Annotated in this window: 21 protein-coding genes; 13 read left to right on the top strand and 8 right to left on the bottom strand. The window is 35.2% G+C overall.

Going from position 1 to position 19,830, the window contains the following annotated elements:
- The first annotated feature begins 199 nt into the window (after positions 1–199).
- From JVU85_RS07980 to JVU85_RS07965, 4 genes are all read left to right on the top strand, one after another.
- A complete protein-coding gene (locus JVU85_RS07980; RefSeq protein WP_204172303.1) occupies positions 200–1,192 on the top strand; it encodes an ABC transporter substrate-binding protein in 993 nt (330 codons plus the stop codon).
- Positions 1,193–1,210: 18 nt separating this feature from the next.
- Entirely contained in the window at positions 1,211–2,206 is a 996-nt protein-coding gene (locus tag JVU85_RS07975; protein ID WP_107374134.1) for a FecCD family ABC transporter permease, read from the top strand.
- Complete coding sequence (locus tag JVU85_RS07970; RefSeq protein WP_204172302.1) at positions 2,203–3,201, top strand: FecCD family ABC transporter permease; 999 nt, start codon at positions 2,203–2,205, stop codon at positions 3,199–3,201. The genes JVU85_RS07975 and JVU85_RS07970 overlap by 4 nt, the downstream gene beginning before the upstream one ends.
- A 241-nt stretch (positions 3,202–3,442) precedes the next feature.
- Positions 3,443–3,937 (top strand): isoprenylcysteine carboxylmethyltransferase family protein, encoded by a 495-nt coding sequence (locus tag JVU85_RS07965; protein ID WP_204172301.1) that lies wholly within the window; start codon positions 3,443–3,445, stop codon positions 3,935–3,937.
- A gap of 173 nt (positions 3,938–4,110) precedes the next feature.
- Here JVU85_RS07965 and JVU85_RS07960 read toward each other — a convergent pair whose 3' ends face one another.
- Entirely contained in the window at positions 4,111–5,817 is a 1,707-nt protein-coding gene (locus JVU85_RS07960) for an ABC-ATPase domain-containing protein (protein WP_204172299.1), read from the bottom strand.
- Positions 5,818–6,067: 250 nt separating this feature from the next.
- A complete protein-coding gene (lip, locus tag JVU85_RS07955) occupies positions 6,068–8,299 on the bottom strand; it encodes a YSIRK-targeted triacylglycerol lipase (protein WP_204172298.1) in 2,232 nt (743 codons plus the stop codon).
- A 357-nt stretch (positions 8,300–8,656) separates the two neighbouring features.
- On the opposite strand from lip, the gene JVU85_RS07950 reads away from it, so the two are divergent.
- The 4 genes from JVU85_RS07950 to JVU85_RS07935 are packed head-to-tail and all read left to right on the top strand — an operon-like array spanning position 8,657 to position 11,095.
- Entirely contained in the window at positions 8,657–8,860 is a 204-nt protein-coding gene (locus JVU85_RS07950) for a helix-turn-helix transcriptional regulator (protein ID WP_002509954.1), read from the top strand.
- Entirely contained in the window at positions 8,857–9,576 is a 720-nt protein-coding gene (locus JVU85_RS07945; protein ID WP_204172295.1) for a DUF3169 family protein, read from the top strand. The genes JVU85_RS07950 and JVU85_RS07945 overlap by 4 nt, the downstream gene beginning before the upstream one ends.
- Positions 9,577–9,620: 44 nt before the next feature.
- A complete protein-coding gene (locus JVU85_RS07940) occupies positions 9,621–10,463 on the top strand; it encodes an ABC transporter ATP-binding protein (protein WP_204172293.1) in 843 nt (280 codons plus the stop codon).
- Complete coding sequence (locus JVU85_RS07935; RefSeq protein ID WP_204172292.1) at positions 10,463–11,095, top strand: ABC-2 transporter permease; 633 nt, start codon at positions 10,463–10,465, stop codon at positions 11,093–11,095. The genes JVU85_RS07940 and JVU85_RS07935 overlap by 1 nt, the downstream gene beginning before the upstream one ends.
- A 146-nt stretch (positions 11,096–11,241) precedes the next feature.
- Here the strand turns inward: JVU85_RS07935 and JVU85_RS07930 are convergent, their stop codons facing one another.
- Complete coding sequence (locus tag JVU85_RS07930; protein WP_204172290.1) at positions 11,242–12,531, bottom strand: YhgE/Pip domain-containing protein; 1,290 nt, start codon at positions 12,529–12,531, stop codon at positions 11,242–11,244.
- A gap of 158 nt (positions 12,532–12,689) precedes the next feature.
- Between JVU85_RS07930 and JVU85_RS07925 the strand changes: the two genes are divergently transcribed.
- The 5 genes from JVU85_RS07925 to JVU85_RS07905 all read left to right on the top strand — a co-directional run bounded on the left by JVU85_RS07925 (position 12,690) and on the right by JVU85_RS07905 (position 15,878).
- Positions 12,690–13,307: a TetR/AcrR family transcriptional regulator gene (locus JVU85_RS07925; RefSeq protein WP_204172289.1), complete on the top strand. Its 618-nt coding sequence runs from the start codon at positions 12,690–12,692 to the stop codon at positions 13,305–13,307.
- Between the two features lie 195 nt (positions 13,308–13,502).
- Positions 13,503–13,883, top strand: a complete 381-nt coding sequence (locus JVU85_RS07920; RefSeq protein ID WP_204172287.1) for an RrF2 family transcriptional regulator — start codon at positions 13,503–13,505, stop codon at positions 13,881–13,883.
- Between the two features lie 67 nt (positions 13,884–13,950).
- Positions 13,951–14,844, top strand: a complete 894-nt coding sequence (locus JVU85_RS07915; protein WP_204172286.1) for an NAD(P)/FAD-dependent oxidoreductase — start codon at positions 13,951–13,953, stop codon at positions 14,842–14,844.
- Positions 14,845–15,068: 224 nt separating this feature from the next.
- Complete coding sequence (locus JVU85_RS07910) at positions 15,069–15,443, top strand: nuclear transport factor 2 family protein (RefSeq protein WP_204172285.1); 375 nt, start codon at positions 15,069–15,071, stop codon at positions 15,441–15,443.
- A 42-nt stretch (positions 15,444–15,485) separates the two neighbouring features.
- Positions 15,486–15,878 carry a (deoxy)nucleoside triphosphate pyrophosphohydrolase gene (locus JVU85_RS07905; protein WP_204172345.1) on the top strand — a complete coding sequence of 131 codons (393 nt, stop codon included), beginning with the start codon at positions 15,486–15,488 and terminating at the stop codon, positions 15,876–15,878.
- An 86-nt stretch (positions 15,879–15,964) separates the two neighbouring features.
- On the opposite strand, the gene arr is transcribed toward JVU85_RS07905, so the two are convergent.
- From arr to fba, 5 genes are all read right to left on the bottom strand, one after another.
- Complete coding sequence (gene arr / locus JVU85_RS07900) at positions 15,965–16,390, bottom strand: NAD(+)--rifampin ADP-ribosyltransferase (protein WP_142019214.1); 426 nt, start codon at positions 16,388–16,390, stop codon at positions 15,965–15,967.
- Between the two features lie 162 nt (positions 16,391–16,552).
- Positions 16,553–17,089: a DUF805 domain-containing protein gene (locus JVU85_RS07895; protein WP_103388302.1), complete on the bottom strand. Its 537-nt coding sequence runs from the start codon at positions 17,087–17,089 to the stop codon at positions 16,553–16,555.
- Between the two features lie 119 nt (positions 17,090–17,208).
- The gene (locus JVU85_RS07890; protein WP_103388303.1) at positions 17,209–18,243 is read right to left on the bottom strand and encodes an SRA domain-containing endonuclease; all 1,035 of its coding nucleotides are present in this window, start codon (positions 18,241–18,243) and stop codon (positions 17,209–17,211) included.
- Positions 18,244–18,558: 315 nt separating this feature from the next.
- Complete coding sequence (locus tag JVU85_RS07885) at positions 18,559–18,948, bottom strand: tautomerase family protein (protein WP_002509967.1); 390 nt, start codon at positions 18,946–18,948, stop codon at positions 18,559–18,561.
- A gap of 26 nt (positions 18,949–18,974) precedes the next feature.
- Positions 18,975–19,814 (bottom strand): class II fructose-1,6-bisphosphate aldolase, encoded by an 840-nt coding sequence (fba, locus tag JVU85_RS07880; RefSeq protein WP_021459534.1) that lies wholly within the window; start codon positions 19,812–19,814, stop codon positions 18,975–18,977.
- Between the last annotated feature and the right edge of the window lie 16 nt (positions 19,815–19,830).

Raw genomic sequence — 19,830 nt, 5'->3', positions numbered from 1 at the left:
ATTTAAAATGAGTAACACAACTAATTGATAACGATTATCATTGTCAATGGCTGTATTATATTTTTTCCAACAGCATATGTCAACTCGCAACTTAATCAGTAAAAAAATCTAAAATTTTTATTGACTTATTCATAAAGTTATAAGATATTTATATGTGAGAATGATTATCAATAGCAAATGGGAGGTCTCATTCAAAACGATGAAAAATTTAACTAAATTATTGGTAGTTGCTTTAGCATTAGTTGTGCTACTAGCAGCTTGTGGGAATAACAGTTCAGATAAATCTTCAAATAATAAAGAAGATAGTAAGACAGTCGAAGTGAAACATGCTATGGGGACAACTGAAATTAAAGGAAAACCGAAGCGTGTTGTAACATTGTATCAAGGCGCAACTGATGTCTCTGTTGCTTTAGGCGTTAAACCTGTAGGTGCCGTCGAGTCTTGGACACAACAACCAAAATATGACTATTTAAAAGATGACTTAAAAGATACCAAAATAGTTGGTCAGGAACCTGCGCCTAACTTAGAAGAAATTTCTAAACTAAAACCTGATTTAATCGTGGCGTCAAAAGTACGTAATGAAAAACAATACGAACAATTATCAAAAATTGCGCCAACAATTACGCATGACACTGTATATAAATTTAAAGATACGACTAAAATGATGGGGAAAGCATTAGGGAAAGAAGACAAAGCTGATGAATTATTGAAAAAATACGATGATAAAGTAGCTCAATTTAAAAAAGATGCACAAGCAACATATGGAAAAGAGTGGCCGTTATCCGCTTCTGTTGTCAATTTCAGACCGGATCATGCACGTATTTATGCGAGTGGCTACGCTGGGGACATTTTGCATGATTTAGGTTTCAAACGCCCAGAAGAACAACAGAAACAAGTAGACAAAGGAAAAGACATTATCCAGTTAACTTCTAAAGAAAGTATTCCGTTAATGGATGCTGATCATATCTTTATGTTTAAATCCGATACAACAGCAAAAGATGCTAAATTGACTGACAAAACTAAGCAAGAATGGACTTCTAGTAGTCAGTGGAAAAACTTGTCAGCTGTAAAATCTAACGATGTTTCAGATAACGTCGATGAAATCACTTGGAATATGGCAGGTGGTTACCAATCATCATTAAAATTAATTGATGATTTATATCAAAAATTAGATATTGAAAAACAATCTTAATGCATAAGGAGTTACATCATGTTACTTAAACCTCAGTATAAGTTAATGCTCACTGGTTTATGTCTAATCGTTGTAACCATCTTAAGTTTAATAGTTGGAAATACGCTTGTACCATTATCTCAATTGGTACAGGCGTTCTTCCACTTTGATAGCTCAAACGATATACATATTCTCATAGTTGAATCACGCGCATCCAGAACTATTATCGCGTTATTAACTGGTGCGGCACTAGCAGTTTCGGGACTGCTCATGCAAGTGTTGACACGTAATCCTATCGCTTCACCGGGACTGTTTGGTGTCAATGCTGGCGCCGTCTTTTTCGTCATCGCAGGATTAACATTATTTAGTATTCAATCATTTGAAGCGCTTATTGTGCTAGCTTTTATAGGCGCTATTTTAGTAACTATCGTTGTTATTATTTTAGGTATGTTCAAACAAGCTCAATTCTCACCTAAACGCGTTATCTTAGCAGGCGCTGCAATCTCTGCGCTCTTTAGTGCTTTTACACAAGGCATTATGATTATGAATGAAAAGAATTTACAAAGTTTTTTATTTTGGCTAAGCGGTTCTGTATCATTTCGCAATATTTGGGAAGTCCCATGGATCATTCCACTGATTATTATCGCTTTAGTAGTCGCATTGGCCCTATCATCCCGTATCAATATTTTAATGACGAGTGATGATATTGCGACTGCTTTAGGTCAAAATATTAAAGTAACGAAATTTATAATGATAGTATTAATTAGTGTTTTAGCGGGTGTATCAGTAGCCATTGCAGGTTCTATTATGTTTGTAGGGTTAATCATTCCTAACATCAGTAAAAAATTATTACCGCCTAATTATAAATATTTAATACCATTTAATGCTATAAGTGGCGCGATACTCATGTTATTATCCGACATCATTGCACGTATCATTATCCAACCACTTGAACTACCCATCGGTGTAATTACTGCAATTATTGGTGCCGTGACATTGATTTATATTATGAGGAAGGGAATTCAAAGCATATGAATGAGTCACTTACAAAACAAGATTCTCAGCGTTTAATCTTCGCGGTGGTGCTATTATGTGTGCTGGCAGTCATTAGTTTAATGTTGGGTTCGACGTTTATTTCACCCATGAAGATCGTCTCTTATATATTTGATCCTGCAAACAGTCCCGACCAATTTACGCTTGAAGTTTTGCGGCTACCACGTATCACTCTTGCTATCGTTGCCGGTGCAGCATTAGGTGCTAGTGGCTTAATCTTGCAAAATGTCTTAAAAAACCCTATTGCCTCTCCAGATATTATCGGAGTAACTGGTGGCGCGACCTTTGGTGCAGTAACTTTTATTGCCTTTATCAGTAGTTTAAGTATCCAGTGGTTACCACTCTTTTCTTTAGCTGGTGGTGCCATAGCTATGTCGCTGCTTATTAGTTTTCAACATAAAGGAAATATGCAAGCAACAACGATTGTCATTATAGGTATCGCTCTACAGACTTTATTTACAGCGTTAGTTAACGGTGTACTCATCATGACGAAACAATTGTCTGCCTCTAAAGCCTATACTTGGATCGTCGGTAGTTTATCTGGGGCAACCTTTGATAGTAGTTTAATTTTAGCGATTATCAAACTTTGCATGGTGCCACTGTTCGCTATCGTAATTCCTCGTATGAAGGTATCTATCATGCATGATGATGTTGCAACTGGCTTAGGTTTAAATGTGAATCAAACGAAATTAATTCAAATGTTAATTACAACTATTCTGGCAGCGTCAGCGATTAGTTTTGTCGGTAATATCGGCTTTGTCGGTTTAATTTCACCGCACATAGCTAAAACGCTTATTAAAGGCAGTTATTTAAAACGCTTAGTCATGTCAGCTATTTGTGGTGCTGCTTCAATTTTGCTTGCCGATTTAGTTGGGCGTACTATCTTCTTACCGAAGGAAGTACCTGCGGGTGTCTTTATTGCCGCATTCGGCGCACCATTCTTCATCTATTTATTATTAACAGTTAAAAAAATATAAACTATATGTGAGTTCTAGGCTGGTACATTTATTCATGTTCCAGCCTTTTTATTTACCCCTGTATTTTCACAGTCATTACAGTTTTGTCACTTAGTTTCGTCTTTCACTGTCTTAATGGACGACAATTGTCATCTTTTTTTGTTATTGAGGTACATTTTTTACTTGGTATGTTCATGCTATTGCTCCAATGTTGAAAAAATTATAACTTAGTTAAGATTAATGAACTAATTGGAGGACCTCGATGATTATACTTATTGTTTTCGCTTTTTTTATTTTACGCTTATACAGCTTAGTCATTTCAATTCGTCATGCTAAGCAGTTGCAACTTCAAGGCGCTACTGAATACGGCAAACGTAATTCAACTTGGCTCGCACTTACACATATCGCGATTTATGTTAGTGCTACTATCGAAGCATGGCTGCAACAAACTACAATGAATAGTCTAAGTGTTATCGGTCTAATACTTATGATTTTCGCTTATATTATATTATTTATGGTAATAAAGACGCTGGGAGCAATATGGACGTTAAAATTATACATTTTGCCACAACACCCGATTATCAAAAGTGGATTATTTAAAATTACCAAACATCCAAACTATTTTTTAAATATCGTACCTGAGCTATTGGGTCTATTACTGCTAACACAAGCTGGTTTCTCTACCCTTTTACTGCTACCATATGCTTATTTATTATGGCAGCGTATTCGTCAGGAAGAACGTCTCATGCATATTTAAATACCTCAAACTACTAATAGTTGTTGATAGTGAAAAAACACCTAGAACATAAAATGATGTTCAGGTGCTTTTTTCTTATCAAGAACTACTTATCTATACGGAAAATGCTGATATTATGCCCAAAATTAGACTGCCGTCATAGTTCGTTCAGACAAACGGAAGCCTACTTGATGTTATTTGTGTTGGGCAATTTGTAAACCTCGGTAACGATTAAGCGCAGCATAAAACTCTTGTGGTCGTGGTAACGCTAAGTTTCCTGGATGACCTTGATATGGTGATATAGCAGCTAAACCATGCGTATCAATGTGTTGATATAATTGCCTAACAGCTTGAGAAAGTGTTGTTGTATCATTCAACAAATGCCGTTGATAATAAGCTAACATTAATGCTAAACAATTTGTTTGGCTCGTATCCACTAACTGTTCAACAGCTGCTAAATCGATCTGTTCCTTATTGTATAAAATTGTTGTACGACCTTTCACTTTAAAACGCCCATCCTTACCTTTACTGTTAAAACTCGCAGTTAATGGCGTACGTTGAGTTATAGTGCCAAAGTGTTCTGAATGATGATACGGCTTTTGTACACCTGTATTCTTGGCTATGTCATGCGCTTTGGTAGTCACATCTTGTAACACGTATTCGTCCATCATTAAGACATGATCTGCTACATCAAAATAATCACCCGATCCACCAACAATTAAAATAGTCGACACTTGGTAGTCATCATAAAGGGGCTTCACTTTATGTGCAAAAGGAGTAATAGGTTCTTTTTCCGGTGCAATAAGCTGTTGCATACGGTCATCGCGAATCATAAAATTTGTGGCAGAAGTATCTTCATCAATAAGTAACACCGAACTACGTGCCTCAAGTGCTTCCATAACATTTGCTGCTTGTGACGTACTACCACTCGCATTTGGCGTAGTAAATTGAGTAGTATCTTTATTTCCTGGTAAATTATCGATAAAGGGCTGAATATTTACTTGGGCAATACTTCGTCCGTCCTCAGCACGGATTTTCATCGCGTCATCACGGGTTATAACGTATTCACGGCCATCGCCTACAATATGAGGATACACACCCCGTTGTAATGCCTCTAGTAATGTCGATTTACCATGATAACCTCCCCCTACAATAAGAGTAATTCCCTCAGGTATAGCCATACCTCTTACTTGTTTGCCACTAGGTAAAGTTAAAGCCTGTTCATATGTTGCTGGGCTAGTAAATGATACAGCGTGTGTTAATGGTTGCTGTGACACCCCACTTTGACGAGGTAATATTGAACCATTAGCCACAAAAGCGATATAGCCTTGTTGTACTAAAAATTCACGTATATAATGTTGGTCTTCCATTAATGTCACTTGGTCAGCTAATGCTACTTGATCTATATTTTTATAAGACAGCGCTCGCGCTACAATTTCAGGCACTAATGTTGTAAAAATATGTGTTGCTGTTTTACCTAAAATCTTTCGTCCTTTAGCAGGCAAGCCTATTTCTAAGCATACTTCAATACTGTTATCCGTAATCGTAACAGCGCTACGCTCCAATATTTCAGGACCACAGCTATCTATCATAATATTCGAATGCTTATGTCCTTGTTGCTTAGTCAGATTATGAATTTCACTATAAATATTGCGTGTTAAAAAATCTGACACTGCGATACGTTTTAATTTACTATCGACAAGATGTTCAGGTATGCCTGTAGTTATTTTATTTATAATAATACGCACTTTAGATGGTGGCGCATATGGGTCTGCTTGAATATGATCTATTGCTAACTGAAAATTATCGTAAGCATATGTACCTGCCAAACGTTTATACGCACCGTACTTCTGACCGTCTAATGATTGTAATGTCTGAAAAAGCGTGTGTGCTTGTTTCATGGTACAACCTCCTTGTAAGACATTTCTTATACTCATTATAGTATCTTTAATACTTGTCACACAAAGAAGAGTAGTTAAAATATCACTTAGAATAACTAGGATATCTAACCACTCTCTTTACTGTTATAACCTTATTGTTGCTATTTGAATTACTACTATCTTATGCAAAAATAACGGTAACAATACGTAAAAATGACTCTATCAATTGTGGAATCGTGCCTGTCATCTCGCTTCATCCTTTCTTTAAATATTAAGCTTGTGCAGTAATATCTTCATTACGTACTAAATCTGCAGCAATACCATGCCAAAATTGCTGTAATTCTTCTGTTGTTACGACAGATTGCGTTACATCTGAACCGATAAAGTCTTCATGATCCCAACCGTGTTTGACTGGTGTAACTTGCCATACACCTTTTTGAACGTCATCGGTAGCTGTCACGAAATCTTGGTTAAATGGATGTTGCGCTGAGACAACAGAAACAAGACCATCGTTTTCTCGCCATTCAGTTTCAGCTGCTTTGCCAATCACATTACCTGTAAGTCTAAAAGAAAGTTTCATATTAATATCTGATACTTGTCGTCCTGTAATGCTAGCACGAGTGGATTCCCCTGTGTATGTTTTATACACTACGTTTGGATCAAGGGAAGTTTGTTCATTTAATGCTGCGGCACCTTTACGTGTCAAATCATAAAAGCCATTATCATCTGTTAACCAAATGTTACTTTCCGCTTTAACACGTTTGACATAATCGATATATGTTTCATTCGGACGTTGTTTTAAGCCCCATTGAGAAAAACCATAATCTACTTGTGTTAATTTATTATTTTGAAATTTACTATAATCATAGGCGACTTGGCGAATCAATTGTTCGTTACCAAGTTGATCTGCAGCATGTGTACCATTATGAGGTGTCACTATCGTTGTCACGGAAGTTATCATATCATCATTACCACCTTGATATAATGGCGAAATTTCTCCGCCATGTTGCTGATGATACGCAATTTCTTCTTGATTACCTTCACGTAACATTGTGTCTAACAAGCGAATCGTTTGTCCACCCATACTGTGTCCTACTAAATGTACTTGTTGACCTGGTTGCCACTCTTTATAGACCCCTTCATACGTTCTACCATAACGCTCATGTCCATATTTAGTTGCATGTGCTGCACCATAATCTACTGTCCCGCCTTTAATATAATAATACAATTCTACCGCACGATCATAATTACTACTTAAAGCACCAACACTTGCTTCATAGGTTTCATAGCCGCTATCTCGTAAATCTTGACTAATACTAAGTTTATCTCCGCCCCAGTAATTACCTTCAGTTGTTGGTTTGTTGTCTCCAGTAAAACCATTAAAACCATGTACCAATATAATTGGGTCTTCATTTTTAAATTGTCCTTGTTTCGCAACTTTTGTAGGTTGATCATCTGTTATTGGCGCGGTTTCTTGAGTTGATTGGTTGGTACGAGTCGCTTGGGTATTACTACTTAAATTAGCTATACTTTTTTGTTCTTCCGGTGATGAATTACTGGAAGAACCATGCACTAATAATGGCGCACCTATTTCTGCTAATGATGTAGTTGTATTATTTGTAGTAGCTACTGACTGATGATCTGTATACTTCTGTTGTTGAGTAGTAGCATCGGTATAAGACTGGTCTGTCACTTCATTTATTGTTGCTTTCGTTGGTTTGATTGTGTTATTACGTTGTTGTTCAGGCAGTGTAGACCTTTGTTGTCGGTCTGGTTTAGGTTGCACTTTCGTCCAATTATGTTGTGTTGCTTTTGTCTGTTTGTCTGTAAGTTGGTGGTCAGACAGTATCTCAGAAGACTGATGATGCGCCACAGGTTCCCTTTGTTGATCTGCTTTTACTGGTGATGGCGATGTTGTTGATGAAGTTGTATCATCAGTAGTCACTGAATGTTCAGCTGTAGATACAGACGCCTTACTCTGCACCTGTTTGTCGCTACTTTGCTTCTTACTAGCAGTTTGTTCAAATTGATTATGTTGTGTTGTGTCAGTGGTAGTTGCTGCATTTGATTTGTCTTCAGTTGTTGTATCTATATATTGTTCACTGTTGTTCTTTTTGCCTGTTGGTTTGGCTAATTTATTATTAACCTCCGCTTGCGTAATTGTTACCTGTGCATCTTCACTAGTTTTAGGTCGTTCAAACTGCTCTGTGCTACTTTTCTGAGTTGTACTTTGTCTATTATCTTCAGTTGATGTTACTGACTTTTCCTCAGAATTTTGTGCAACAGCCTCAGTACCCTGTTGTTTTACTGAAACATCAGGTTTTTCAGAGTCTTGTGCAGTTGTACCATTATCCCTCACCTCTGTAGTTTCAGTTGTAGTGCTGTTTTGTTGTTCTGCTGCATGTGCCGTATCATGACTTACAAATAACAACACACCAACCAATGTAGCAGCTGCCCCTTTACTTAATTTACGAATACTATACTTCGGTTTCTTTGTGTCCATTTCAGGCACCCCTTATTTTGTTTTCACTACGATTTACCTAACTAATCAATTAAACGATACAATTTACTTATGACTTACACATGCTGTTATTTTAACTTTAATATATCAAACTATTTAATTTTTTCAATCTTAATTTTGCACAACTTATGTAAATATTATTAATTATGCTGGAATATCTTCTCCAAATGTTTCATATGAAACACAAAAATGGTAATCAAGAAAAATATTTAGTGCAACTCTGAATTAAGTTAGTCGTTGAGTCTAACATCGATTTGTATACCATATCAGTCTTTTTGACTACTATACTTGTCAAATTGACTACTTTATTATATATTATGAAGAAGGAGTTGATATATATTGCGCAATCGACTAAAAGAACTGCGTGCTCGTGATGGCTATAATCAGACCCAACTCGCTAAGAAAGCAGGTATTTCTCGACAAACTGTTTCTTTAATAGAGCGAAATGATTTCATGCCGTCTATACTTACAGCAATTAAAATTGCACGTATATTTAATGAACCTGTTGAAAAAATATTTATCATTGAGGAGGAAGAAGTATGAAAGTAGGTCGATACCTATTACTTATTTTACTTGGTGCAATAGTTGGTGGTGTCATTGGAGCATTTTTTGGAATGTTTGAAGACCGTAATTTATTTTCTATCATTCAATTTTCAAATAGTAGTATTGAAATTACGATTATTACATTAGCATCTCTAATTAATATCGTACTTACGTTTGTACTTTATAAAGTGCAACGCAACGCTTTGCACTACAAAAAACAAATGAACAAAGAGATAGCAGATCAAAGTGCGGATGACTTAGAACAAAAAGCCAATTTAAATTTCTTAAGAACAAGTTTTATTTATTACACTCAAGTATTAGTCAGTTTATTGACTTTATTTTTCATCGTGTTAGGCAATGGTACTAATCAATTAATAATTTTCGTCTTGATTCCTTACATTATTACTATCATTCCATCTATAATGATAGGCTTCTTTGTCCGAAAATATGATGCACGTTACCCTAAACAAGGTGAAGCAAAATATACTGAAAAGGTATTAAATCTTATGGATGACGGAGAACGCCATATTACGCTAGTTTCAATGTACAAAATTTATAATATTAATATGGCAATAATCATAATTGGTGGGATGCTATTAGGGTTATTTTCACTCATTTCTGGCATTAATCAAATCTTAGGTTTAGTCATACTCATCGTGTTGTTCATTTATAACGGTTTTGGTTATTTATTCAAAGTTCGCAAATTTTATTACTAAATTGCAAAATTGATCATAATTCACATTAAAAAGAGAGGTTATGTATGGCACAGTTACTAACAGTTCACGAACTAAATAAAAGTTATAAAAAGTCTGAATTTCAACTTTCTAACATTTCGTTTTCGATAAACCCACAAGAAGTTGTGGCTTTAATTGGAAAAAATGGTTCGGGAAAATCCACGTTAATCAATACTTTAGTGGGTAATCGCTTTAAAGATAGTGGCAGTATTCAATTTTTTGAACAAACTGTATCGAAAAATGATAATCAATACAAAGAACATTTAGGTGTGGTATTCGATGACTTACGCGTACCTAATAAATTAACTATTACCGAAATGGATAAAGTTTTTGCTAATATTTTTACAACATGGAATCAACAGAAGTTTTTTGAAACTATACGTTTTTTTGATTTACCAATAAAGCAGCAACTTAAGTCATTTTCTCGAGGCATGCGTATGAAAGCGGCACTTGCTATCGCCTTGGCCCATGATACTAAATTATTAATACTTGATGAAGTTACTGCAGGTATGGATATTTCTGGACGTGAAGAAGTGCTTGAACTTTTAGAAGATTATATCGCTCAAGGTCATGGAGTCATGATTTCATCTCACATTTCAGATGATATCGAACAACTCGCTACAAAACTTATATTTATGAAAGACGGCGAAATTGTGTTAACAGAAGACAAACAATGTTTGTTAAATAATTACGGTATTGTAGAACAAACTGAAGATACAATAAATATCCCAAATGATATTGTAGTTGCGTCTAGAGTCCGCAACGATACACGCACTACACTCGTGAATGACCGCTCCCGTGTATCAACTGCTCAACCGTTAAATTCTATTGATGATGCAACAAAATTAATCATGCGAGGTGATATCTAATGAAAGGCTTAATGTTGAGCACATTCTATGCATCAAAAAAATCAATTATTACATATTTTATTGTCTCTATATTTGCGGTTATTGTATTCGCCATGATAAACCCAATGATGACTTGTTTTCTACCTATGATGTTTCTCATTTCACCTATCACAGATAATTTCAAAAATGAAAAAGAGTCTAAGTGGATGCATTATATTTCTACATTACCTACTGGTAGAACGACTTACATCAATAGTTACTTTGGATTATATGGTATCGCATTATTACTTGGCTTAATTATGGGTATTGTTGCAGTCGGTATTGCTACACAAGCTTTCAACATGGTATTAATCTCTGCATTAGTAGGTATTGGAGCTGCAGGTACTTATGCGATAGTATTTCCATTAACCTTTAAATTTGGTCCCGAAAATTCTAATGTCATTTTAATTACGACTTCAATCTTTGTTATTGTGTTATTCTTTATAGTATTCTTTGGATTTTTAACACCTGCTATGGCAACTGCAAATTCGTTTACTGAAGCTGCCAACATACAAAGCATTATTGTTACGACGATATATGGCGCAATCGGACTGGTGTTACTCTTAGGATCCTATTTAATGTCACTTAAAATATTTAATGGTCAAGAATTTTAATCATCAAAAAGAGGGCTAGGACGACTTAAATGCGTCCTAGCCTCTTTACATATTGTGGGTTGGTTATCGAACTAAAAATACGCTTCGAATCAACCTTTCTTCAATGCTCAGCATCAAAGTAGATTTCTACCCCACTTTTCTTAAACTTATGATGGTACTTCTGTACGTTTTGTACTATGTTTTCTCAATGCTGCAGCTATAAGTGCTGATACTGCACCAAAAATCATAAATCCAATAAGCATCCACATTGTTGAGTCTAATTGGATACTACCATCCAAGTAAAGTATCTCTTTGAGTGAATTCGCATAGTGTGCAAATGGGTTCCAACCGACGATATATTTTTGGTAGAACTCTGGTAACATTTGTTGTGGCAATGTTACTAATTGCATGCTGAAAAACATTAATATAAAGAAGATTGGTACAGATTTCATACCTAACCATGTCATTGTTCCTAAAATCAAGCCGACGAATCCCATGATTGCAAATGAGATAAATAATGCTGTTGTATTGGCATCATTAAAATCAAATCCAAGTGCACCTTGCATGAAATAAACATATGCAAATGCACCAATAAAGGCAGTAACAATAGCCATAGCTATTTGACCTAGCGCCGCAATGAGACGATGGTGAATAGCAATATTATTACTTGTTCTAAATGCAAAGAATAATAGTACAGAAATTATAATAGAACCCATCCACACTGGCATAAACATTAAGAATGGTCCATTACCGCCAGCTTGGTGATCTCCAACTTTATTCGCTTGTTGATTTTCTACTTTAACTGGTTGTGTTAGTTTTTGAATGTCTTTAGCTGGCACTTCAACATTTTGTTTTTCTAATGTTGCTAAACTTTGTTTCGTAATATTTTGATTAACATTGTCCCCCATACCACTCAGTACTTGGGACACAATTTGTGAGGCTTGCGTACCTGCACCTTGATTTACGATAGTTTTAAAGTGTGCTTGTTCAGCTTTATCCGTGTTGTCATTTTCACCTTGTGCCATCTGTTGTTGCATTTGTTTAGCCTGAGCTAATGGCACCTCACCAGATTTTACTTTATCTTCCATTTCTTGCTTTTTCGCAGTCATCACAACTTGCTGCGTTTTACTCATTGCATGTTGTGAAAAATCTTTTTCAATTACTGCTGCTCCAAAGTATTTTTGATCTTTCATACCTTGTTTCAAATCATCTTCATCGTCAACTTGAATCCACTTTACAGTATCTTTATCACTATCCAGTAACTTATCTTCTAATTGCTTACCGATATTAATATTTTTCCCCTGTATTTCAGTACCATTATCATGATTAACGATAGCAATCGGAATATCTTGAAGTTTAGGATTAAACGCAGGATAAAAGGCGATTGACAATATCAAAAATAAAATAATTGCTGCTATAGGTGCTAACCATAATAATTTATTTTTAAAAATATTCATTACTTATACCTCCTAATTCATGAACACTGTGTTGCATATTCATTACTCAGTCTATTATAATAGGTCGTATAAATTATACAATACGCAATATACAGCTATTCGTCCTTTATTGAACACTTAGTCCAAAATTGTCTATTAACTAAAAAGAGGTGTTAACTATGACCGAAGATCGACGTGTCAGAAAAACACGCACTGCCATTAAATCAGCCTTTATCGACCTATTACGTCACAAAGACTTAGATAAAATTACAGTACGTGATATTACCACTGCCGCTGATGTGAATCGTGGTACGTTTTATTTACATTATGAAGATAAATATTTATTACTAAGCGATATGGAAAATGAATACTTTGCTCAACTCTCTTCAACTTTACTTACTACCGATGATTTTTATGTAGGTATGGACGTTACGGAGTTTGCGCGTCTCTTTACCGAAAAAAAGCTCAAAAAAGTAATTTATCATATCAATGATAATGCTGAATTTTACCAAACACTTTTCCGACTCGAGCGCCGTAGCCAGCTAGAAGAGAAAATAAGTCAATTGATGTATGACAATATGTCCACTAACTTAGCACCAAATGGTAATATCGACGGCATTCCGATTGATTACTTTCATAGTTATGTCGTTGGTGCGTTATTATCCTTTATAAAATACTGGGTGCAAGATGATTTGCGAATGCCGCCAAATGAATTAGTAAATAACCTATTTAAAATCGTCTTTAATGGGCCATTACGACTGATGGCTAAAGAACAATTCAAAATTGATGGTATTTAATACTAATAACTCTCGATAATGATTTTGTTATCGAGAGTTGTTAATTTATAATTTTAAAAATATGAAAAGAAATAACTGAAACCTCTGGACTATAGCCCTTTAACTTGTATATTAGTTATCAAAATTTTTCTCTTGCAAAATGATTACGAAATAGTTATTATAGACATTAAATATCTATAATAGTGAGGTTTACACATGAAAATTACGAAGGGTTCAGACTATGCTTTACACGCACTCGCGTATTTAATTGCTACCAAATCATCACAAGCAATCAATGTACAAACATTAGCAGAAAAATTAAATGTCTCAGTAACATATCTATCTAAAATACTGACACAACTAACAAAAGCTAATGTTATTAAATCCTCATCTGGAGCTAGAGGTGGTTATTCGTTAGTTCAGCAATGGGAAGATATTTCAATTTATTCGATTATCACTGCCATAGACGGCCATCAAAGCGCCTTTGAAGACAGTTTTAATCATGGTCCTGAATGCAAGATTCAAAAAATCATTGTCTCTGCTGAAGATGAAATGACTAAAGCATTACAAGAAAAAACTTTAAAAGATTTAATATAAGTTAAATCTTTTTTTGTTCCTATTATAGATATTAAGACTCTCTAATATACGAAAAGGTGGTTATACAATGTTTGATGTTATTATTATAGGTGGCGGCCCTGCAGGTTTAGCAAGTGCGCTCACTTTAGGTCGCGCCTTAAAAACAACATTAGTGATAGACAATAATAATCCTAGACATAAAGTGACGCAAGCATCTCACGCATATCTTACTCAAGACGGTATCTCACCAGAAGCATTACGCAGCAATGCCGAGCAAGATGTTGATAAATATGAACATGTACAACGTGTATTAGACACTGTGACACATGTCGAACAAGCAACTGATCATTTTATAATTCAAACCGAATCAACAACATATTATGCACGTAAAATTATGTTAGCCATGGGCTTAAAAGAAATATTACCTGATATTCCAGGTACGCAACCGTGTTATGGCACATCTCTATTTTACTGTCCTTGGTGTGATGGCTATGAATTACGTAATCGTTCACTCATTGTTTCTGTGCCAGCTGCTCAAGTTAGACATATGAGCAAGCTCGTGCTCAATGGGTCCCAAGATATTGTAGTGCACGTAGCTGATGATGCTTCCTTAGATAATGAAGATAAAACTTATTTAGATCGTAAAGGTATCCGACTCATCACTAGTGCTATAACAGAATTCCAACATACTGAAGGTCACCTTACAGCTGTTTCGTTCGCTGATGGTACGTCAATCAATCGTGACGGTGGCTTGATTAGTATTGAAGTTAATTCCTATTTCGACTTTTTACACCCACTACAATTACAACGTGAAGACAATGGCCGTCTCACAACTAACAATTTCGGTGAAACTTCTGTTCCCGGTGTTTTTGTAGTAGGCGAATCTAAAGACATCATGCCATCGCAACTTATTGATGCCGCTTCGAGCGGTAATACAGTAGCCAAATTCGTAGCAATGCAATTGATTGAAGACAATGATTAATCCCGCTAAAAAACCAAGACAGACACAGTTCATGTGTTTATCTTGGTTTTGTTATACGATATGATTTGAAAATTGCTCCGTTTATAATCGTTTCAAACGACAATCAACAATATATCTAAACAATATCACCCATAAAATATCTAGGCATATCACTGTGCCGTGCTATATATCTGTAATAAACTAGCACTATATTAGTTCGAAAACATGAAAAAGAAGGTAAAACAATGCAAATATTAGATAATTATTTCAAGCTTTTTGATGAAGCACGTTACAATGAAGACAGTTTTCAACAACTAACTGACTTGTTTAGTGACGACATTGTTTTTGTATTAAACGGTAAATCATTTCAAGGGAAAGCAGCTTGGCAAAATTTCGTCCGCAGTGTCTATCAAACCAATGAAGATTTAAAACACATGCACAACGGTTGGGTCAAACAAGAGGACGGCTCATTTCAAACCCAGTGGGCGATTTGTGGTAAGCGTTTTGAGTCAGGCGTCTATACACAGGAAGGACTCGATATTGCCCGTATCAATGAAAATGGAAAAATTGCCTATTTAGAAAATAAACCAAATGACACACAATTATTTTCTGGGCAATAATACAGTTATAATTATTTAACTACATAAATGAGGTGTGAAACTGTGAAAAAACATATTGAAGTGGTAGCGGCTGTCATTATCGCTGACCAACAAGTACTTTGTGCCCAACGCAGTGACTCGATGTCTTTACCCTTATTATGGGAATTTCCAGGTGGCAAAATCGACCCAGGCGAGTCTGAACGTACCGCCTTAAAACGCGAAATTAAAGAAGAACTATTATGTGACATCGTGGTTGGAGATAAGATTACCACCACTACTTACGATTATGATTTTGGTGTAGTACACCTACATTCTTATCAATGCACTTTACAAACACAAGCCCCTACGCTAACCGAACATAAAACCATTAAGTGGCTCAATATCACCGAACTCCAACAATTAGAATGGGCACCCGCAGATATTCCAACTGTGAATATGATCAGTCAGTTTTATTAGGTTGTATATGTTCATCGTATTAATATTATCTTGCTATAGCAAAAGACTGGGACAAAATGGATTCGTCTCAGTCTCTTTTCATTTGTTCAGTCTATAATCACATCTTTACCTGCTGCACGTAATGCTTCTAAACCTGCTAGCATCTTATTGATTTCTTCATCAGAGTGTCTTTCCCAATCAGCTAATTCAGCTACAATTTTAAGTGGTGCTGTTGAACGATATGAACGAGTTGGGTTGCCTGGGAATTTTTGATCAGTCACATTAGGATCATCTTCAAAATCTCCCAAAGGCGTTACAATATATATCCGTTCTTGGTCTTCTTCACCTATAGTCGTAGCTAATTCTGCTCCCCACTTTGCTGCTTCCAATGTGCCAGTAAAATAAATATGCTTTAAGGTAATATCTTTAAAATTCGACTTAAATCCAGGTTGCAATAAGTCGCCGACAGCTAACCTCGCTTTAGTTCCGTGAAAATACAGCGTGTTTTCAAACGCTTTGAGTTGCTCATCCATAACACCACTCCTTAATACTAGATGGCATCCAGTATAGTATGTAACTGAGACAAATAGTAGACTGCAATTTCTTTCATATTTATAGTATAATTAAAGTGCAGAGGAATAGTTTTTATTTATCTGACAATATGTAAACATTCCTGATGGTTGCAACAATGTATATTAGCTATTACTAGAATGCTCTACTTCAGTCGATACTACGTTTTGCGCTGCCTCAACTTGACAACTTCCACCTGCGCCATACCTATTTGGCTTTTTATTCCCACGCATAATCAATACTATCCACGTATAAAGTGTGACTAATCCAGCAAACAATGTACCAAACACACCAGCCAACACTAAAGCTTTGAGCACACCTATTGTTTCAGTTTGAGTAGCAACTGCGATAATACCTAACACAAAAACGATAGTCCCAAAAGCTGTAATGAAACCACTGATATGTGAAATAATAGCTAACAGCATAGTACGATTGGAATCATGTAACCGTCTCACTTTTACTGTAAAAGTAGGGATGATTAAGAAAAGTGCAAAAACACTACTGAGCGTACCCACTGAAAATATCCCTAACAATGAAGTTATTAAAAAGTTAATCCAAAAAGGATGCCAAAAATCAGAACGTGATGCTCTCCCTTTAACATCTAGAAAACGGGTCCAAAATGCCATGTAACTTTGCATAATTTGTATTGGTAAACTGTTCATAGTTTGTCTCCTCACAACTTGTTACTAACAGTATACAAATAATAATTATTCATTACAAATTAATTTTAAAATTTTTAAATTTTAATTATATTTAAATACTCTATAGAAATATTCAATCATTACATTCCTTTATCTTTATATTGTTTTATTTTAGTTTGTAATAATTCCACATCATTTTCTAAGCCTAATACATGCATTTTTCTATGACATGTAGGGTCTAAAGCAACGGCATTATCAATACTATCCTCACCTTGTTTTGCCAACCAAATTACATGATGACATTCCAAATAAGGTTTACCATTTTTATCTTTAAAGGGCGCAGGTTCACCACACAAATCACAATACCCGTCTGCACGTTCTTTCACATGGGCAGCAACATAGTTATTTCTTTCATATACCGTCGTATATGCTTTCCTCTGTCCGACCTTTTTAGCTTTTTTCGCACGTTGATATAATTCTTCACTTCCTAGTTTATAGGCCTGATTTTCTTGTTGTATCTCTTTATCTTTATAGAATGTTTCTGGTATAACATACTCATTATCATTGAAAGAGAGTGGGAAAATATAAACTTTCCTGCCGTTTTGTTGCTCTGTATAAGGAGTAGCACACAATTTTACTTCTCCTCGAAAAGTATGCTGACCTGAATCAAATGTTTCAAATAAATATACTTTTATACTCAAATCATTTGATTCAAGTAATGTTCTATTCTGAGTTGATTTAAGGTCTTGATCCCCCTGTTGTCCCATACCTGTATAATGCATTATTTGGTTTCCATGCTCATCAATATAACTTTTATCCTCATAAATAGGCTGATTTTTTGAGTGATCTGAAAACAATACAAGTGCATTAGTTAAATGTGAGCGTCTCATACCACCTTGACCAGAACATTTAAATATATCTTGAATAACTTGATTATTGTATATATTACCAACTTTCAATTGGCTTATTGGTCCTCTGTTTTGTTTCAACCACTGATTAAGTTCTTGTTCATCATAGTAATACTTACGTGATTTGACGGTTATAATTTTTCCATGTTCGTTCCATTTTTTAAATGCCCCATCATCAATTTTTAAAGCTTTTTTTACTTCTTGTTTCGTTAGCCATTGTTCCACACTATACGCCCCTTTATCTATAAAACCATCAATTGTCACCATTTAATTAATCGAACTTCTAAATGATTATAATAATATTTAATTTCATTTAAAAAGTCTTTTATTACTTAGGATTTTAACATATAATTTAACACTTTTTTCTACTTCTAAATATAATACTTAATGTCATGGAAAACTTTTATCTTATTGCATAGAACTCAGGGTATACACATTAACATTGCCCCTCACATAAAAAAACTAGAATACTTATCTCCTGTATAAATCTGGAAATAAGTATCCTAGTACTGGTATGGGTTATTTACTTGTTTGGCTAAGGAGCGCTACGTCACCTTAATTCGAAAGGTAATAATGAAATGATTACAGCGCACCATTTAAGAATTGGGCTTCACCATTAAAGAAGCTCCAATCATCGTCAGTGTTTTCTATTAAGCTAAACATAATATCTGCTTTACGTATGCCTAATTGACTATGCAGTTCACTTACTAAGGTTTCATAGAATGATAGTTTTTGTTGTTGTGTTCTTGGTCTAGTAATAATAGTGAAAACAACCACTTCCTCTGTACGTGTGACGCCTAAGCCTGTATCCAAGATTTGCATTTCGTAAGGTTCATGTTGATTGACGATTTGATATCTGTCACCTAATGGCGCATTAAATGTTGTTAGCATGACATCATAAGAAATATCTAATATTTGTTGAATTTCTGTTTGTGTGCGACCTTTTATTACATCAATTTTCATTAACGGCATAGGGCCACGTCCCTTCTTTAACATTTTTAGACACGATTTTGCGATGTGCATTTATGAATAATAGCTTTAACCGTAGTTTTGATAATTTCTTTGCTGGGATTTAAAATTTGTTGTGGGTTAAACAACGATGTATCTTCATTGAGTGTTTGTCTTAATTGATTACTCCATGCAATATTAATTTCAGTATTAAAATTAATTTTGGCATGACCTAAATGTATGGCTTTTAATAAATCTTCATCTGAGATGCCTGACGCACCGTGTAATACTAAGGGTAGATCTAACGCATTTTGTATTTCTTTCATTTCTGCAAAGCCCAAATTGGGTTCACCTTGATACTTTCCATGTACAGAACCTAGTGCTGGCGCCAACGTATCTAGCTGTGTTTCTTTTGCCAATCTCAAACAGTCATTAAAATCTGCATATTTAACATTGCCAATAACACCATCTTCATTACCACCAATTGCCCCTATCTCACCTTCAACTAGAACATTATGTTGATGTGCATAATCGACAACTTCTTTAGTTTGTTTTATATTTTCTTCAATCGGTAACTTCGAACCATCAAACATGACGGAATCATAGCCTGCATCTACTGCCTTTTTACAGTTGTCTACGGTTAAACCATGATCTAAATGAATAATAACAGGGACAGTTATGTTCATAGCCTTCACTTTGTCTTTAATGACTGAACATATAAATTGATATCCACCTAGAAATTCAATAACTTTATCGGTAGTTCCTACAATAATAGGTGAACGTGTATCTTCAGCAGCTTGCAAAATACTTTCAATCCAAATTAATCCATTGACATTAATTTGAGGTATCGCATATTGTTCATCCTTGGCTTGTTGTATAAATGACTTCATTTATGAGCGTCCCACC

The sequence above is a fragment of the Staphylococcus sp. GDY8P72P genome (assembly GCF_016890655.1).
GTDB lineage: Bacteria > Bacillota > Bacilli > Staphylococcales > Staphylococcaceae > Staphylococcus > Staphylococcus arlettae.
Note: the sequence above shows the minus strand (reverse complement) of the source record. Positions and strands in the feature narration are given on the sequence as shown.

Bases quoted from the DNA above. Each gene is read 5' to 3' on its own strand.
- arr (WP_142019214.1), bottom strand. From the start codon at position 16,390: ATGGATGAGCAACTCAAAGCGTTTGAAAACACGCTGTATTTTCACGGA.
- JVU85_RS07980 (WP_204172303.1), top strand. From the start codon at position 200: ATGAAAAATTTAACTAAATTATTGGTAGTTGCTTTAGCATTAGTTGTG.
- JVU85_RS07940 (WP_204172293.1), top strand. From the start codon at position 9,621: ATGGCACAGTTACTAACAGTTCACGAACTAAATAAAAGTTATAAAAAG.
- JVU85_RS07975 (WP_107374134.1), top strand. From the start codon at position 1,211: ATGTTACTTAAACCTCAGTATAAGTTAATGCTCACTGGTTTATGTCTA.
- JVU85_RS07890 (WP_103388303.1), bottom strand. From the start codon at position 18,243: ATGGTGACAATTGATGGTTTTATAGATAAAGGGGCGTATAGTGTGGAA.
- JVU85_RS07925 (WP_204172289.1), top strand. From the start codon at position 12,690: ATGACCGAAGATCGACGTGTCAGAAAAACACGCACTGCCATTAAATCA.
- JVU85_RS07920 (WP_204172287.1), top strand. From the start codon at position 13,503: ATGAAAATTACGAAGGGTTCAGACTATGCTTTACACGCACTCGCGTAT.
- lip (WP_204172298.1), bottom strand. From the start codon at position 8,299: ATGGACACAAAGAAACCGAAGTATAGTATTCGTAAATTAAGTAAAGGG.
- fba (WP_021459534.1), bottom strand. From the start codon at position 19,814: ATGAAGTCATTTATACAACAAGCCAAGGATGAACAATATGCGATACCT.
- JVU85_RS07895 (WP_103388302.1), bottom strand. From the start codon at position 17,089: ATGAACAGTTTACCAATACAAATTATGCAAAGTTACATGGCATTTTGG.
- JVU85_RS07945 (WP_204172295.1), top strand. From the start codon at position 8,857: ATGAAAGTAGGTCGATACCTATTACTTATTTTACTTGGTGCAATAGTT.
- JVU85_RS07935 (WP_204172292.1), top strand. From the start codon at position 10,463: ATGAAAGGCTTAATGTTGAGCACATTCTATGCATCAAAAAAATCAATT.
- JVU85_RS07930 (WP_204172290.1), bottom strand. From the start codon at position 12,531: ATGAATATTTTTAAAAATAAATTATTATGGTTAGCACCTATAGCAGCA.
- JVU85_RS07885 (WP_002509967.1), bottom strand. From the start codon at position 18,948: ATGCCGTTAATGAAAATTGATGTAATAAAAGGTCGCACACAAACAGAA.
- JVU85_RS07910 (WP_204172285.1), top strand. From the start codon at position 15,069: ATGCAAATATTAGATAATTATTTCAAGCTTTTTGATGAAGCACGTTAC.
- JVU85_RS07970 (WP_204172302.1), top strand. From the start codon at position 2,203: ATGAATGAGTCACTTACAAAACAAGATTCTCAGCGTTTAATCTTCGCG.
- JVU85_RS07965 (WP_204172301.1), top strand. From the start codon at position 3,443: ATGATTATACTTATTGTTTTCGCTTTTTTTATTTTACGCTTATACAGC.
- JVU85_RS07960 (WP_204172299.1), bottom strand. From the start codon at position 5,817: ATGAAACAAGCACACACGCTTTTTCAGACATTACAATCATTAGACGGT.
- JVU85_RS07915 (WP_204172286.1), top strand. From the start codon at position 13,951: ATGTTTGATGTTATTATTATAGGTGGCGGCCCTGCAGGTTTAGCAAGT.